15 protein-coding genes and 1 riboswitch are annotated in these 14,906 nt (G+C 75.1%); of the genes, 12 read left to right on the top strand and 3 right to left on the bottom strand.

Annotation, left to right across the window (positions count from 1 at the left end; all coding sequences use genetic code 11):
• The first annotated feature begins 2 nt into the window (after positions 1 to 2).
• Genes cobN through KHU32_RS22375 form a run of 5 tightly spaced genes read left to right on the top strand, consistent with a single transcriptional unit; the run spans position 3 to position 6,385 of the window.
• Entirely contained in the window at positions 3 to 3,179 is a 3,177-nt protein-coding gene (gene cobN / locus KHU32_RS22355; RefSeq protein ID WP_213672407.1) for a cobaltochelatase subunit CobN, read from the top strand.
• Positions 3,176 to 4,291, top strand: a complete 1,116-nt coding sequence (locus tag KHU32_RS22360; RefSeq protein WP_213672408.1) for a hypothetical protein — start codon at positions 3,176 to 3,178, stop codon at positions 4,289 to 4,291. The genes cobN and KHU32_RS22360 overlap by 4 nt, the downstream gene beginning before the upstream one ends.
• On the top strand, positions 4,291 to 4,917 hold the full coding sequence (locus KHU32_RS22365; protein ID WP_213672409.1) for a precorrin-8X methylmutase: 627 nt from the start codon (positions 4,291 to 4,293) through the stop codon (positions 4,915 to 4,917). Before KHU32_RS22360 ends, KHU32_RS22365 begins: the two co-directional genes overlap by 1 nt.
• Entirely contained in the window at positions 4,914 to 5,636 is a 723-nt protein-coding gene (locus tag KHU32_RS22370) for a precorrin-2 C(20)-methyltransferase (protein ID WP_213672410.1), read from the top strand. Before KHU32_RS22365 ends, KHU32_RS22370 begins: the two co-directional genes overlap by 4 nt.
• Complete coding sequence (locus KHU32_RS22375) at positions 5,633 to 6,385, top strand: precorrin-3B C(17)-methyltransferase (protein ID WP_213672411.1); 753 nt, start codon at positions 5,633 to 5,635, stop codon at positions 6,383 to 6,385. The genes KHU32_RS22370 and KHU32_RS22375 overlap by 4 nt, the downstream gene beginning before the upstream one ends.
• Here the strand turns inward: KHU32_RS22375 and KHU32_RS22380 are convergent.
• A complete protein-coding gene (locus KHU32_RS22380; RefSeq protein ID WP_213672412.1) occupies positions 6,358 to 7,113 on the bottom strand; it encodes a cobalt-precorrin-6A reductase in 756 nt (251 codons plus the stop codon). The genes KHU32_RS22375 and KHU32_RS22380 overlap by 28 nt on opposite strands.
• Here KHU32_RS22380 and cbiE point away from each other — a divergent pair.
• From cbiE to cobM, 3 genes are read left to right on the top strand one after another with little or no spacing between them, the layout of a single operon-like run.
• Positions 7,112 to 8,329 carry a precorrin-6y C5,15-methyltransferase (decarboxylating) subunit CbiE gene (gene cbiE / locus KHU32_RS22385; protein WP_213672413.1) on the top strand — a complete coding sequence of 406 codons (1,218 nt, stop codon included), beginning with the start codon at positions 7,112 to 7,114 and terminating at the stop codon, positions 8,327 to 8,329. The two genes, KHU32_RS22380 and cbiE, sit on opposite strands and share 2 nt — an antisense overlap.
• Positions 8,326 to 8,697 (top strand): cobalamin biosynthesis protein, encoded by a 372-nt coding sequence (locus KHU32_RS22390; RefSeq protein ID WP_213672414.1) that lies wholly within the window; start codon positions 8,326 to 8,328, stop codon positions 8,695 to 8,697. The genes cbiE and KHU32_RS22390 overlap by 4 nt, the downstream gene beginning before the upstream one ends.
• Positions 8,694 to 9,446, top strand: a complete 753-nt coding sequence (gene cobM, locus KHU32_RS22395; RefSeq protein ID WP_213672415.1) for a precorrin-4 C(11)-methyltransferase — start codon at positions 8,694 to 8,696, stop codon at positions 9,444 to 9,446. The genes KHU32_RS22390 and cobM overlap by 4 nt, the downstream gene beginning before the upstream one ends.
• On the opposite strand, the gene KHU32_RS22400 is transcribed toward cobM, so the two are convergent.
• A complete protein-coding gene (locus KHU32_RS22400; protein WP_213672482.1) occupies positions 9,416 to 10,480 on the bottom strand; it encodes a cobalt-precorrin-5B (C(1))-methyltransferase in 1,065 nt (354 codons plus the stop codon). The two genes, cobM and KHU32_RS22400, sit on opposite strands and share 31 nt — an antisense overlap.
• 47 nt (positions 10,481 to 10,527) lie before the next feature.
• On the opposite strand from KHU32_RS22400, the gene KHU32_RS22405 reads away from it, so the two are divergent.
• Genes KHU32_RS22405 through KHU32_RS22420 form a run of 4 tightly spaced genes read left to right on the top strand, consistent with a single transcriptional unit; the run spans position 10,528 to position 14,172 of the window.
• Positions 10,528 to 11,853 (top strand): cobyrinate a,c-diamide synthase, encoded by a 1,326-nt coding sequence (locus KHU32_RS22405; protein WP_213672416.1) that lies wholly within the window; start codon positions 10,528 to 10,530, stop codon positions 11,851 to 11,853.
• The gene (gene cobT / locus KHU32_RS22410; RefSeq protein ID WP_213672417.1) at positions 11,850 to 12,848 is read left to right on the top strand and encodes a nicotinate-nucleotide--dimethylbenzimidazole phosphoribosyltransferase; all 999 of its coding nucleotides are present in this window, start codon (positions 11,850 to 11,852) and stop codon (positions 12,846 to 12,848) included. Before KHU32_RS22405 ends, cobT begins: the two co-directional genes overlap by 4 nt.
• On the top strand, positions 12,845 to 13,606 hold the full coding sequence (gene cobS, locus KHU32_RS22415) for an adenosylcobinamide-GDP ribazoletransferase (RefSeq protein WP_213672418.1): 762 nt from the start codon (positions 12,845 to 12,847) through the stop codon (positions 13,604 to 13,606). Before cobT ends, cobS begins: the two co-directional genes overlap by 4 nt.
• A complete protein-coding gene (locus KHU32_RS22420; RefSeq protein WP_213672419.1) occupies positions 13,603 to 14,172 on the top strand; it encodes a histidine phosphatase family protein in 570 nt (189 codons plus the stop codon). Before cobS ends, KHU32_RS22420 begins: the two co-directional genes overlap by 4 nt.
• Here KHU32_RS22420 and KHU32_RS22425 read toward each other — a convergent pair.
• Positions 14,144 to 14,560, bottom strand: a complete 417-nt coding sequence (locus tag KHU32_RS22425; protein ID WP_213672420.1) for a DUF1636 family protein — start codon at positions 14,558 to 14,560, stop codon at positions 14,144 to 14,146. The genes KHU32_RS22420 and KHU32_RS22425 overlap by 29 nt on opposite strands.
• A 106-nt stretch (positions 14,561 to 14,666) precedes the next feature.
• Positions 14,667 to 14,905: riboswitch (cobalamin riboswitch) on the top strand.
• Position 14,906: the final 1 nt, after the last annotated feature.

Here is a 14,906-nt window from a genome sequence, read left to right on the forward strand (position 1 = left end):
CCATGCATATCCTCGCCACCACCGCCGTCTCGATCGACGGGCTCGCCGAGCCCGTCGATCTGCGTCAGGCGCCGGCGCCGATGGTGGTGCTCTCCTTCACCGACAGCGACCTCACGGTCCTCGCCGCCGCGCATGCGGCGGAGGGGGCGGCGCTGCCGGAGCTGCGGCTCGTGCATCTGCGCGAGCTACGGCACCCGATGTCCGTGGACCTCTGGCTGGACCGCACGGGATCCCGCGCGAAGCTGATCGTGCTGCGCCTGCTCGGCGGGCTGGATTGGTGGCGCTACGGCGTCGAGCGCCTGGCCGAGGCGGCGCGGGCGCACGGCATCGCGCTGGCCGTGCTGCCCGGCGAGGATGGCGACGACCCGCGCCTCGCCGCGCTCGGCACCCTGCCGGTCGAGGAGCAGGCCTCCCTGCTGGCCTATTTCCGCGAGGGCGGGCAAGCCAATCTGCGCGCTTTGCTGCGGCGGATGGCGGGCCATGCTGGCGTGACCTTGGAGGCCGCGCCGCCGCAGCGCCTGCCGCGCGCCGGAGCCTGGGCGCCGGGCCTCGGCGTCGTCGTGCCCCGGCGTGAGGGCGAGCGGCCGGTGGTGCCCATCCTCTTCTACCGATCCATGCTGCTGGCCGAGGACGCCGCGCCCGTCGCCGCGCTGGCCGAGGCGCTGGAAGGGCAGGGCATCGCCGCCGTCCCGCTCTTTGTCGCCAGCCTGAAGGAGCGGGAGAGCCTCGATTTCGTGCGCCGGGCGATGGAAGTGCTGCGGCCCTCCGTCATCGTCACCACCACCGGCTTCGCTTCGGGCGATGCGGGAGTGCTCGGCGCGCCGGGCGTCCCCCTGCTCCAGGCGGTGATGGCGACCACCGCGCGCGCGGCCTGGGAAGGCAGCCCCCGCGGCCTCGGCGGCGCGGACCTCACCATGCATGTGGTGCTGCCCGAGCTCGACGGGCGCGTCCTGGCCGGCGCGCTGAGCTTCAAGGAAAGCGGGCCCGGCCCGGTGAACCGCGTGGAGTCTGATCGGGTGGCCCAGGTCGCGGCGCGGGTCGCGGCGCTGGTGCGGCTGCAGGCCCTGGCGCGGGCCGAGCGGCGCATCGCCGTGCTCATCCCGGACTATCCCGGCGCGGGCGGGCGGGCGGGCTATGCCGTCGGCCTCGACGTGCCGGAGAGCGTGCGCCTCCTGCTGCAGGACCTCGCGGCGGCGGGCTATGCCGTGGGCCCCGTGCCGGCGACCGCGCGCGAGTTGATGGAGGCGCTGGAAGCCTCGCGCGAGACCGCGCCGATCCCTGAGCTGTCGTCCGAGGTGCGCGACGCCTGGGGCGAGGCGGCCACGGCGCCGTTCCGCGCCCGGCGCTTCGGCAAGGTCGCCGTCGCCATCGCCCCGGATCGCGGGCGCGTCGAGAACCGCCGTGCCGACTGGCATGACCCCGCCTTGCCGCCGCATCCTGCCCTGCTCGGCTTCGGCGCCTGGCTCCAGCGGGAGTTCGATGCCGTCGTGCACATGGGCGCGCATGGCGCCATCGAATGGCTGCCGGGCAAGGCCGTGGCGCTGACGGCCGATTGCTATCCCGAGCGTGTGCTGGGCGCCCTGCCGGTCTTCTACCCCTTCCTCGTCTCCAATCCGGGCGAGGCGGCGCAGGCGAAGCGGCGCATCGCCGCGATCACTCTCGGGCACCTGCCGCCCCCGCTGGCGGAGGCGGGCCTGCACGGTGCCAACCGCGATCTCGAGCGGCTGCTGGACGAATATGCCATGGCCGACGGGCTCGATCCCCGCCGGCGGGATCGGCTGGCCAGGCTGATCCTGGAGCAGGCCGGCGCGGTGCCTGGCCTTACCCCCGAATCCTGCCCGATGGAGGCGCTGAAGCAGCTCGATTCCTGGCTTTGCGACTTGAAGGAGCTGGCGATCAAGGACGGGCTGCACGTCTTCGGCCGGGCCGGGGAGGAGGATCGCCGCCCCAGCGCCGAGGCCGAGCGGGCCGGGCTGCTGGCGGCGCTGGACGGCCGGGCCGTCGCGGCCGGCCCCGGCGGCGCACCGGGGCGCGGGCGGCGGGACGTGCTTCCCACCGGCCGCAACCTCTACGCCGCCGATCCGCGCGGCCTGCCCACGCCGACCGCCATGGATCTCGGCCGCCTCGCCGCCGAGGAAGCCATCCGCCTGCACCAGCAGGAGCAGGGCGAGATGCCGCGCGCGGTGATCCTCGACCTCTGGGCCAGTGCGACCTTGCGCAGCGGCGGCGAGGAGATCGCCCAGGGCCTGGCGCTCATGGGCTGCCGCCCGGTCTGGGACGGGGCCACGGGGCGCGTCACGGGCGTGGAGGTGCAGCCGCCGGCGGTGATGGGCCGGCCGCGGGTGGACGTGACCTTCCGGCTCTCCGGCCTCTTCCGCGACCTCTTTCCCGCGCAGATCGCGCTGCTCGACGCCGCGACGCGGGCCGTCGCGGAGCGCGAGGAAAGTGTGGACGAAAACCCCCTCGGCGCGGCGCCCGGCCCGCGGGTCTTCGGCGCGGCGCCGGGGGCCTACGGCGCGGGCCTCGAGGACGCGCTGGCCTCGGGCCGCTGGTCCACGCGGGACGAGCTGGGCCGCGCCTATCTGGACGCGACCTCGCATGCCTATGGCGGCCAGGGCGGCGACGGTGCCCCCGCGCCGGGTGCCTTCGAGGCACGGGTGGCCGGCGCCGACGCCCTGCTGCACGGCAGCGACGACCCGGCGCGTGACCTGCTGGAGGGCGGCGCCGATGCGGCTCATCTCGGCGGCTTCGCCAGCGCCGCGCGGCTGCTGGGCGGCGCGCCGCTGCTGATCTCGCTGGATACGACCGATCCGCTGCGGCCGCGCGCCCGGCCGCTGGCGGCGCAGCTCGCGCGGCTGGTGCAAGGGCGGATCGCGCCGCGCTTCATCGCGGGGCAGATGCGCCACGGCCCGCGCGGCGCCAGCGAGCTGGCCGAGACGGTCGACCGCCTCGTCGCCTTCGCCGAGACGACCGACGCCGTCCCCGATGCGGCCCTGGACGCGGTGCATGGCGCCTATCTGGGCGATGAGAGCGTGCGCGATTTTCTCGCGCGGGAGAATCCGGCGGCGCTGAGGGCCATCGCGCGCCGCTTCGCCGAGGCCCGGCGGCGGGGCCTCTGGCATCCGCGCGCCAATGACGTGGATTCCGGCCTTGCCGCGCTGCTGGGGGAAGCGGCGTGACGCCGCGCGGCGCGTGCCCGAGCCTGGCCGCGCCCATGCCGACGGGGGATGGCCTGCTGCTGCGCGCCCCCGCCGGCGATTGGAGCCCGGCCGTGGTCCGCACGATCGCGAAAGTCGCGGCAGGCCACGGCAATGGAGTGGTGGAGGTCAGCGCGCGCGGCAATCTCCAGCTTCGCGGCTTTCGCGCCGAGACGGTGGCAGAGGCCGCGGCGATGCTGGCAGCGGTGGGCCTTGTGGACGCGCCGCCGGTGATGAGGGGGCCGCTCGCCGGGCAGGATCCGGCGGAGATCGCCGGTCCGCGCGCCATCGTGGCGCAGATCGCGGCCCGCTGGCCGGAAGGGCTTGCGCCCAAGACCTCGGTCGTCGTGGACGGCGGCGGGCTGCTGCCCCTCGACGCGGTCGGGGCCGATCTTCGGCTTGTCGCGATCTCGGGCGATGCCTGGCTGCTGGGCCTCGGGGGGCGAGGGCGCCCCCGCTGGCAGGAATGCGTGCCGACCCAGGACGCTGCCGATGCCATTCTCGGCTGGCTCGCACGGCTCGGTCCGCGCCGGGCGCGCGAGGTCGAGGCTGAGGCGCCGCTCGAACCACCCGCGCCCCGGCCGGCCGCCGAGCCGCTGGGCTGGCACGCGGCCGCGGGCGCGCTCGGCCTTGCCGGGGCCTTCGGTGCGCTGGAGGCGGAAGACCTGGCCGCCCTCGCGGAAGCCCTGCCGGCTGGGGCGCTGCTGCGGCCCGCGCCGGGGCGGGCCTGGCTCGTCCTGGGCCTCGCGGACGAGGAGGCCGTGGCCCTGAGGGATCGCGCGGCAGGGATCGGCCTCGTGACGGACCCGGCCGATCCGCGCCGCCGCATCGTCGCCTGCCCGGGCCGGCCCTCCTGCGCCAGCGCCGAGGCGGAGACGCGCGGTCTCGCGCGGGAACTGGCCGCCCTGCCGGGATTGCCGGGTCTGGTCCACCTCTCCGGCTGCGCCAAGGGCTGCGCCCACCCCGGCCCCGCGCCGGTCACGCTGGTCGGGCGCGGCGGCGGCTTCGACCTCATCCGGGCTGGCGGGCCGCGCGATCTTGCGGCATGCCGTCTGGCGCCGGGCGAGGTGGCCGCGGCGATCAGGAACCGGTGATGTCCGACTACATCCGCGACGGCGCGGCGATCTATCAGAAATCCTTCGCGATCATCCGCGCCGAGGCCGACCTTTCCCGCTTCGCGCCGGAGGAGGAGGACGTGGCCGTCCGCATGATCCACGCCTGCGGGCTGGTGGAGGCGGCGGCGCATTTCGCCTTCGCGCCCGGCTTCGTGACGGCGGCGCGCGCGGCGCTGACGGCGGGCGCGCCCATTCTCTGCGATGCCGAGATGGTGGCCCGCGGCGTCACCGTCGCGCGCCTTCCTGCCGGCAACGAGGTCCTCTGCGCCCTGCGGCGACCCGAGGTGCCGGAGCTCGCCGCGCGCCTGGGCACCACGCGTTCCGCTGCGGCCTTCGAGCTGCTGCGGGATCGCCTGGAGGGATCGCTGATCGCCATCGGCAATGCGCCGACCGCGCTCTTCCACCTGCTGGAGATGCTGGCCGCCGGCGCGCCGCGCCCGGCCGCGATCCTCGGCATGCCGGTGGGCTTCGTGGGCGCCGCTGAATCCAAGGAGGCGCTGAGCGCGAGCGGCCTCGGCATTCCCTGGGCCGTGGTGCGCGGGCGCCTGGGCGGCAGCGCCATGACGGCGGCGGCGGTGAACGCCATCGCCCGGCCCGGCCTGTGAGCACCGGGCGCCTCTACGGCGTCGGCACCGGTCCCGGCGATCCGGAACTGCTGACGCTCAAGGCCGCGCGCGTGCTGGGCGCGGTGCCGGTGGTCGCGCATTTCGCCAAGCGCGGGAATGCCAGCAACGCCCGCGCCGCGCTGGGCGGCCTGCCGCTGCGCGCCGACGCCGTCGAGCTGCCGCTGCTCTATCCCGTGACGACGGAGATCGACCGGCACGACCCCTGCTACAAGCGGAAGATCGCCGATTTCTACGAGGCCTCGGCTGCTGAGATCGCCCGGCACCTGGAAGCGGGGCGCGACGTCGCGGTGCTGAGCGAGGGCGATCCCTTCCTCTACGGCTCCTATATGCACCTGCACCTGCGCCTCGCGCCGCGTTTCGCGACCGAGGTGATCCCGGGCATCACCAGCATGTCCGGCGCCTGGTCGATGGCGGGCGCGCCCATCGCCCAGGGCGACGACGTGCTGGCCGTGCTGCCCGGCACGCTGCCGGAGGAAGAGCTGGCGCGGCGCCTCGCCGGGGTGGATGCCGCCGTGATCCTGAAGGTGGGGCGCAACCTGCCGCGCATCCGCCGCGCCATCGAAGCCGCCGGCTGCATGGACCGCGCGCTCTACGTGGAGCGCGCGACGCGGGCCGATGGGGGCGTGGAGCCGCTGGCCGCGCGTGACGACCGTCCCGCGCCCTATTTCTCGCTCGTGCTCGTGCCGGGCTGGCGGTGAGCGGGCGGCTGGACATCGTCGGGCTGGGGCCGGGCCGCCAGGGGTTGGTCACGCCCGAGGCGAGCGCCGCGCTGGAAGCGGCGGCGGCGATCTACGGCTACGGCCCTTATCTCGACCGCGTGCCGCTACGTGCGGACCAGGCGCGCCATCCTTCCGACAACCGCGTCGAGCTGGACCGCGCGCGCGCGGCGCTGGGCGCGGCGGAGACGGGCCGCGTCGCCATGGTCTCGGGCGGCGACCCGGGCGTCTTCGCCATGGCGGCCGCGGTCTGCGAGGCGGTGGAGCTGGGGCCTGAAGCCTGGCGCGCCATCGAGATCGTGGTCCATCCGGGCATCACCGCGATGCTGGCGCTGGCCGCGCGTATCGGCGCGCCGCTGGGGCATGATTTCTGCGCCATCTCGCTGTCCGACAACCTCAAGCCCTGGCCGCTGGTGGAGCGCCGCCTCGCCGCCGCCGCGCAGGCCGGCTTCGCCATGGCGCTGTACAATCCGATCAGTCGCGCGCGGCCCTGGCAGCTGGGCGCGGGGCTCGACATCCTGCGCGCGCATCTGCCCGGCGAGACGCCGGTGATCTTCGGCCGCGCGGTGATGCGCGAGGATGAGGAGATCCGCTTCACGACGCTGGCCGAGGCCGATCCCGCGCAGGCGGATATGTCGACCTGCCTGATCATCGGCACGGCCGAGACGCGGGTGATCGCGCGGCCCGCGCTGCCGCCGCTGGTCTATACCCCGCGGAGGGCGCCGGCTTGATCGAGCCAGGCCATGGCCTCGGCCGCCGTCGCGACCTCGGGCGCCGGGGGCAGGGGCGGGCGGCGCAGCAGCAGCACCTCGATGCCCAATGCGCGCGCGGCGACGATCTTGCCGTAGGTGGCGCTGCCGCCGCTGTTCTTGCAGATGATCGCCTCGATGCGGGCGTCGCGCAGCAGGGCGTGCTCGGCCGCTTCGGGGAAGGGGCCGCGGGCCAGGATGTAGCGGGCATGCGGCACGGCCAGCGGCGGCTCGATGGGATCGACGCTGCGGATCAGATAGTCGTGCTGCGGCGCCTCCACGAAGGGCGCCAGCTCCTGCCGGCCCAGCGCCAGGAAGACGCGGCGCGGCGCGGTGCCCAGCGCGGCGAGGGCACCGCGGGCATCGGCCACCTCGGTCCAGTTGTCGCCGGGCGCACGCTGCCAGGGCGGGCGCCGCAGCGCGAGGAAGGGCAGGCCCAGCCGCGCCGCCGCCTCGGCCGCGTGGCGCGACATGGTGGCAGCATAGGGATGCGTGGCGTCGATCAGGACGCGGATGCCGGCTTCCCGCAGATGCGCGACGAGTCCCTCGACCCCGCCGAAGCCGCCCATCCGCACCGGCACGGGCATGGCCACCGGCTTCGCCGTGCGGCCGGCCAGCGACAGCACGGCATCGGCGCCGCGCGCGGCCAGCAGGGCCGCGAGCTCGCGCGCCTCGGTGGTGCCGCCGAGAATCAGGAGGGGTGAGGTCATGCTCGCCGAAACTGCGGCCGTGACGCGCTGGCTGTCCATCCTCGGGATCGGCGAGGAGGGCGTGGCCGGCCTGCCTCCCCTCTCGCGTGGGCTGATCGAGGGCGCGGAGATCGTCTTCGGCGGCAGGCGCCACCTGGAGCTGGCGGCCGGGCTGATCCGCGGCGAGGCGCGTGCTTGGCCCTCGCCCTTCGACGTTTCGGGCGTGCTGGCCGCGCGGGGGCGACGGGTGGTGGTGCTCGCCTCGGGCGATCCCATGCTGCACGGCGTGGGCGCGACGCTGCTGCGCCGCCTGCCGCCCGAAGAGGCGCTGGTGGTCCCTGCGCCCTCCGCCTTCAGCCTGGCCGCCGCGCGACTGGGCTGGCCGCTGGAGGGCGTCGTGACGCTCTCGCTGCACGGACGACCGGTGGAGCTGCTGCGGCCGCATCTGCATCCGGGCGTGCGCTTGCTGGCCCTGACCAGCGATGCCGACGGCCCGGCCGCCGTCGCCGCCCTGCTGCGCGACGGATTTTCCCGCACGCGTCTCACCGTGCTCGAGGCGCTGGGTGGCCCGAGGGAGCGCATCCGATCGACGGTGGCGGGCGACTTCGCGCTGGCCGATGTGGCGCCGCTGAACCTCGTCGCGCTGGAGGTCGAGGCCGAGCCGGGCGCGCGCGTCCTGGCCCGTGCGCCGGGCCTGCCTGACGACTGGTTCGAGCATGACGGCCAGCTCACCAAGCGGGAGATCCGCGCGGTCACGCTGTCGGCGCTCGCGCCGAAGCGGGGCGCCTTGCTCTGGGATATCGGCGCCGGGGCGGGCTCCATCGGCATCGAATGGATGCTGGCCGACGTCTCGCTGCGCGCCATCGCGATCGAAACGCGGCCCGACCGCGCGGCACGCCTTCGACGCAATGCGGTGGCGCTCGGCGTGCCCGGGCTCTCCGTCGTGGAGGGAGAGGCGCCTGCCGCATTGGCCGGGCTGGAGCCGCCCGACGCGATCTTCCTCGGTGGCGGGGCGGGCGAGGCGCTCGAAGCGGCGCTCGCGGCGCTGAAGCCGGGTGGACGCTTCGTCGCCAATGCCGTCACGCTGGAGACCGAAGCCCTGCTGCTCGCCCGCCATGCGGGCCTGGGCGGCGAGATGATCCGCCTCGCCGTCTCGCGCGCCGCGCCGGTGGGCGGCCTCACCGGCTGGCGCGCGGCGATGCCGGTGACGCAATGGATATGGGACAAGCCGCTATGAATCTGATCGCGGGAATCGGATGCCGTCGCGGCGCCTCGGCCGAGGAGGTGATCGCCGCCCTGGATGCCGCGCTGGCGGAGACGGGGCGCGCACGTGAAGCCGTGGCGCGCCTCGCGACCATTCCGCTGAAGGCCGGGGAGCCCGGCATTGCCGAGGCGGCGGCGCAGCTCGGCATCGAGGTGACGATCGTGACCGATGCCGGCGATGTGGAAGTGCTGACGGAAAGCCGCTGCTCGCGCGCGACGGCGGGCCTCGGTTCGGTCGCCGAGGCGGCGGCATTGGCGGCGGCCGGCGTCGGCGCGCGCCTGCTGGCGCCCCGCAGCAGCACGGGCCGCGCCACCTGCGCGCTCGCGGAGACCGCCGCATGACCGTCCATTTCATCGGCGCCGGCCCCGGCGCGGCCGACCTCATCACGCTGCGTGGCCGCGACCTCATCGCCCGCTGCCCGGTCTGCCTCTATGCCGGCTCGCTGGTGCCGAAGGCGCTGCTGGAGCATTGCCCGCCGGGCGCGCGCATCGTCGACACCGCGCCGCTCGACCTCGACGCCATCGAGGCGGAGTTCGTCGCGGCGCAGGCGGCGGGGCAGGAGGTCTCGCGGCTGCATTCGGGCGACCTTTCCGTCTGGTCCGCCGTGGCCGAGCAGGTACGCCGGCTGAAGGCGCGCGGCATCCCCTATACGCTCACGCCCGGCGTGCCTTCCTTCGCCGCGGCCGCCGCCGCGCTGGGGCAGGAGCTGACCATCCCTGAGGTCGCGCAGTCGCTGGTGCTGACGCGCATGGGCGGCCGCGCCTCCTCGATGCCGGAGCGCGAGACGCTCGCGAATTTCGCGGCGAGCGGCACCACCCTGGCCATCCATCTGGGCATCCACGCCATCGCGCGCGTGGTGGCGGAGCTGACGCCCTTCTATGGCGCCGATTGCCCGGCGGCCGTGGTGGCGCGGGCGAGCTGGCCGGAGGAGCGCGTGCTGCGCGGCACGCTGGCCGACATCGCCCAGCAGGCCGAGGGCATCGAGCGCACGGCGCTGATCCTGGTCGGCCCGGCCCTGGCGGCGAGCGGCTTCCGCGAGAGCGCGCTTTATTCCGCCGATTACCGCCGCCGGTTCAGGGGCGGCGAATGACCGACCAGCCGTCCCTCGCGATCGAAGACGGCGACTTCCAGCGCGATATCGGTGCCGCGCAGGACCTCGGCGGCCGTGTCCCGGGCGCGCGCGGCGATGAGGTCGCCCAGGCCGTCGCCGGCGCGGGAGAAGGCCTCGGCCACGGTGTTGCACGCGGCGAGCTCGGGCATGCCGGCGAGCTCGGCCAGTGCTGCCATGTCGGCCGTGCCGCGCTTGGAGTGCAGGTCCAGCCGGCCCTGCGCCAGCTTGGTCATCTTCGCGACGCCGCCGGCGATGGTGATGCGGGGCACTGGATGGCGGCGCAGGTATTTCAGCATGCCGCCCACGAAGTCCCCCATCTCGATCAGGGCGACCTCGGGCAGGTCGTGCAGGCGCCGCACCGCGGCCTCGCTGGCCGAGCCGGTGCTACCGGCGATGTGCGGCAGGCCCATGGCGCGGGCCACGTCGATGCCGCGATGGATGCTGTCGATCCAGGCCGCGCAGGAATAGGGCACGACGATGCCCGTGGTGCCCAGCACCGACAGGCCGCCGACGATGCCCAGACGCCCGTTCAGCGTGCGCTGCGCCAGCCGCTCCCCGCCCGCGATGGAGATCGTCACCTCCACGTCGGGCGTTTGCTCCACCTCGGCGAGCGCGGCGGCGATCATGCGGCGCGGCACGGGGTTGATGGCAGGCTCGCCGGGCGGCAGGGGCAGGCCCGGCCGAGTCACGGTGCCCACGCCCTCGCCCGCGCGGAAGACCAGGCCGGCGCCCCGTGGCAGCCGCCGCAGCGTGGCGCGGATCAGCGCGCCATGGGTGACATCCGGGTCGTCGCCGGCATCCTTCACGATGGCGGCCATGGCGCCGTGCTCGTCCAGCGCCTGCTGGGCCAGGGCGAAGGCCGGGCGCTCGCCGCCCGGCAGGGCGATGGTCACGGGATCGGGGAAATCCCCCGTCGCGAGCGCCGTCATGGCCGCCTTGGCGGCGGCCGTGGCGCAGGCGCCCGTGGTCCAGCCGCGGCGAAGGTTCGGTCCCGGGCAATCCTCGGTCTCCATCCCGGAGGGCGTATCGCGGATGCGGCCCCACGTCACGCGAGGGCCTGATGGCGCGCGGCCTCATCATCTCGGCGCCGCGTTCCGGCTCGGGCAAGACGACCCTGACGCTCGGCCTGCTGGCGGCGCTGCGCGCCCGCGGCGTGGCCGTGAACGCCGCCAAGGCGGGGCCGGACTATATCGATACCGCCTTCCACGCGGCAGCGACCGGCCGGCCCGGGGTGAACCTGGATTCCTGGGCCATGCCGCCCGCCTTGGTGGATGCGCTGATCGCCGAGGCGACCCGCGAGGCCGGGCTGCTGCTGGTGGAGGGCGCCATGGGCCTCTTCGACGGCATCAACGCCCCGCCCGGACGCAGCGGCGCGGGGGCCGACCTCGCGGCGCGCCTCGGCCTGCCCGTCCTGCTCGTGGTCGACGTGTCGGGCGCGAGCCAGAGCCATGCCGCCCTGCTGCGCGGCTTCGCCACGCATGATCCGGCGGTGCGCATCGGCGGCGTCGTCTGGAACCGCGTGGGCAGCGCGCGCCACCTGCGCATGGTGAACGACGCGGCGGCGCCGCTGGGCATTCCCGTCCTCGGCGCCATTCCGCGCAATGCGCCGCCGGCGCTGCCGGAGCGGCACCTCGGCCTCGTGCAGGCGGAGGAGCATCCGGCGCTGGAGGCGGCCATGGCGGCGCTGGGCGAGCACATCGCGCAGCACGTCGACCTCGAGGCGGTGCAGAGGCTGGCCGCGCCGCTCGGCGTCGCGCCGGGCGGGATGGACGGGCTGGCCCTGCCGCCGCCCGGCCAGCGCATCGCCCTCGCCCGGGACGCGGCCTTCAGCTTCACCTACCCGCATGTGCTGGCCGCCTGGCGCCGCGCGGGCGCCGAGCTGCTGCCCTTCTCGCCCCTGGCGGACGAGGCGCCGCCGGAGAGCGCCGATGCCTGCTGGCTGCCCGGCGGCTATCCCGAGCTGCATGCCGGACGCCTCTCCGGCGCGACGCGGTTCCTGGAAGGGCTGCGCCGTTTCGCGCAGACGCGACCGGTGCATGGCGAGTGCGGCGGCCACATGGTGCTGGGCGAGGGCATCGAGGACGCCGGCGGGGAGCGCCACGCCATGGCCGGGCTGCTCGGCCATTCCACCAGCTTCGCGCGACGGAAAATGAACCTCGGCTATCGCCAGGCGCGGTTGCTCGCCGACGGCGTGCTCGGGCGCGCCGGCACGGTGCTGCGCGGGCACGAATTCCACTACGCCACCGTCACGCAGCCGGGCGAGGACGCGGCGCTCGCGCTGCTCCAGGACGGCGAGGGGCGGGAGATCGGCCCGGCCGGCGGCCGGCGGGGCCACGTCAGCGGCAGCTTCTTCCACGCTATCGCCCTCGCGGAGCCCACGCCATGACCATCGCCGAGGCCACCCGCGCGCGGCTCGATTCCCTGGCCAAGCCGCCGGGCAGCCTGGGCCGGCTGGAGCGGCTGGCCATCCGCCTTGCCGAGACGCAAGGTCGCGTCGACCCTTCGGCCGCGCCGCGCCGGCTGATCGTCTTCGCGGGTGACCACGGGGTGGTGGCCGAGGGCGTGGGGCTTTGGCCGGACAGCGTCACCACCGCGATGATGCGCCTGATGCTGGAGGGCCGCGCCGGCTCGGCCGCGCTGGCGCGCGGGGCGGGCGCGGAGATGGTGCTGGTGGATGCCGGCTCTAAGGCCGAGGGCCTGTCGGGCGAGGCCTATCGCGATTGGCGCGTGGCGCGCGGCACGGCCAATCTCGCGCAGGGGCCGGCGATGAGCGCGCCGGAATTCGAGGCCGCGCTGGCCGTCGGTGCCCGCGCCGCAGCGGAGGCCGACGCGGCAGGCGTTCGCGTGCTGGCGCTGGGCGAGATGGGCATCGGCAACACCACCCCGGCCGCCTGCCTCGCTGCCCTCCTGGCGCGGGTGGAGCCTGCCCGGGTCATCGGCCCCGGCGCAGGCGCGACGGCGGAGAGCTTGGCCCGCAAGCAGGCCGTGGTGACGGAGGCCGTGGCGCGTGCGCGAGCCCTGAAGGATCCGCGTACGGCCATCGCCGCGGTGGCGGGCTTCGAGATCGCCGCCATCGCCGGCTGTATCGCCGAGGCGGCGCGGCGTGGCCTCACCGTGGTGCTGGACGGCTTCATCGTCGGCGCTGGGGCGCTGGTGGCCCAGGCGCTGGACCCCGCCGCCATGGAGGCCTGCATCGCCGCGCATCGCAGCGCCGAGCCGGGCCATGCGCTGGTGCTGGAACGCCTCGGCCTCGAGCCCTTTCTGGACTGGGAGATGCGGCTGGGCGAGGGCACGGGCGCGCTGCTGCTGCTGCCCATGCTCGACGCCGCCGGGAGCCTGCTGCGGGACGTCGCGACGCTGGCCGAGGTCACGGGCGGATGATGCGGGCGGCCGCGACCGCCATCCAGTTCCTCACGCGCCTGCCGGTGCCGGGCGGCGCCGCGACGGCCGAGGATTTCTCCCGCGAGATCCGGCGCGCGTTGCTGCTCTTCCCGCTGGTCGGTGCGGGCATCGGCGCGCTGACGGCCTTGGCGCTCGCGCTGGCCGATCTGGTCCTGCCCTTCGCGCTGGCGGTGATCCTGGCGCTGGTCATCGAGGCGCGGCTGACCGGCGCGCTGCACGAGGATGCCCTGGCCGATCTCTGCGACGGGCTGGGTGGCGGACGGACGCCGGAGGATGTGCTGCGCATCCTGAAGGACAGCCGCATCGGCGCCTTTGGGGCCCTGGGCCTGGGCTTCGGCGTCGCCCTGCGCGCGGGCGGGCTGATGGCGATGCCCGATCCCGCCCAGGCGATGATCGTCCTCGTCGTCTCGGGGGCGCTGGGGCGGCTGCTGATGTTGGTGGTGATGGCCGCGGTGCCGCCGGTGCCGGGGCGCGATGGCCTCGGCGCCAGCGTCGCGCCCTCGGCCAGTTGGAAGGGCGTGGGCCTGGCCGCGCTGCTGGCCGCTCCGGCCCTGCTGCTGGGCGCCTTCGCCGATGCGCGGGCCATGGCCGTCGCGCTGGCGCTCGGTGGGGCCTTCCTGCTCTGGTACCGCGCGCTGCTGCGCCGGCGGCTGGGCGGCAGCACGGGCGATGCGATCGGCGCGGCCGGCTATGTCGGCATCGTCCTCGCGACGCTTGCTTTTGCGATGGAGCGATGAGGCGCGCGCTGCTGCTGCGCCACACCGAGGTCGCGCCGCATTGGGCGGGCCGCTGCTACGGCCGCAGCGACGTCGGGCTGAGCCGCGCCGGACGCGCGCAGGCGCAAGGGCTGGCCGCTTCCGGGCTCGCCAGGGATTTCGACCGCGTTCTTGCCTCGCCGGCCCGCCGCGCGCGGTGGCTCGGCGGGCTGCTGGCCGGCGAAAGGCTGGAGATCGAGCCCCGCCTGGCCGAGCGCGATTTCGGCAGCTGGGAAGGCCTGGGTTGGAACGCCATCTGGCACGCCACGGGCAATGCGATGGACGGCATGATCGACGCGCCGGATAGCTTCCGGCCGGGCGGCGGCGAGACGACGGCCGAGCTGGCGGCGCGGGTCCTCGACTGGTGGGAGGGGCTGCCGGCCGATACCACGGTGCTGGCCGTGGCGCATGGCGGGCCCATTGCGGCGCTGGCCGGGACGCTGCTCCGTCAGGCGCCGCGGCAATGGCTCGCGCTGGTACCGAGGCCGGGCGAGGGGCTGCTGGTCGCGGGCGGCGCGGTCAGCCCGTGGAAGCCGCCGGCTCCCTGAGCTCCGGCAGCTCGGGCGGGGGCACCCGCCCCAGGAGCAGCGGGCGCAGCGGCTTGGGGCGGTCGTCCTTGCCGACGAAGCCGTCCGGCGCCTTCAGCCAATGGCGGGTGAAGTCCAGCAGGTCGTTCGTGGGCGCGTCCGGGTCCAGCCCGCCGATCAGCCAGCTCCACCGCCCCGCCCCCGCGAGGGAGACGCGGCAGCGCGCGGCACAATTGCCGATGCAGGGCGTTGCCACCACGCGCAGCCCCGCGAGCTCCGGCCGAGCCGCGACCTCGCCGGCGAGGCGCGTGGCGAAGAGCTCCCCCGCCTTCACCGGGCCGCGCTTCTCGCGGTCCGGGTGGGTGCAGGGGGCGCAGACCTGCAGCTGGCCGATCAGGGGTTCATGCAAGCTGGGTCTCCCAGGCGGTAGGCGTCAATAATGTTATATCATAACATATCGAGATGAGAGGCGCGAGAATCGATATCCCCGGCTTGCCGGCTGCGGCGGGCCTTGCCTAGATGGGAGCCGCAATGGTCCCGCGCGAGCGGGTGAAAAGGGAATGCCGTGCGTCTGCCAGGGGAATCCTCCCCGAAGCGGACCAGTCGGCAGCTGCCCCCGCAACTGTCAGCGTGGAGACGCTGGCCCTTCCGCCCCGAAGCTCCGGGGCGGGCCACTGCGGCGCGAGCCGTGGGAAGGCTGGGCCCGCATCGATGATCCGCGAGCCAGGAGACCTGCCATTGCCGATCCGCCGCAA

It is taken from the genome of Roseococcus pinisoli, assembly GCF_018413645.1.
GTDB classification, from domain to species: Bacteria; Pseudomonadota; Alphaproteobacteria; order Acetobacterales; family Acetobacteraceae; genus Roseococcus; species Roseococcus pinisoli.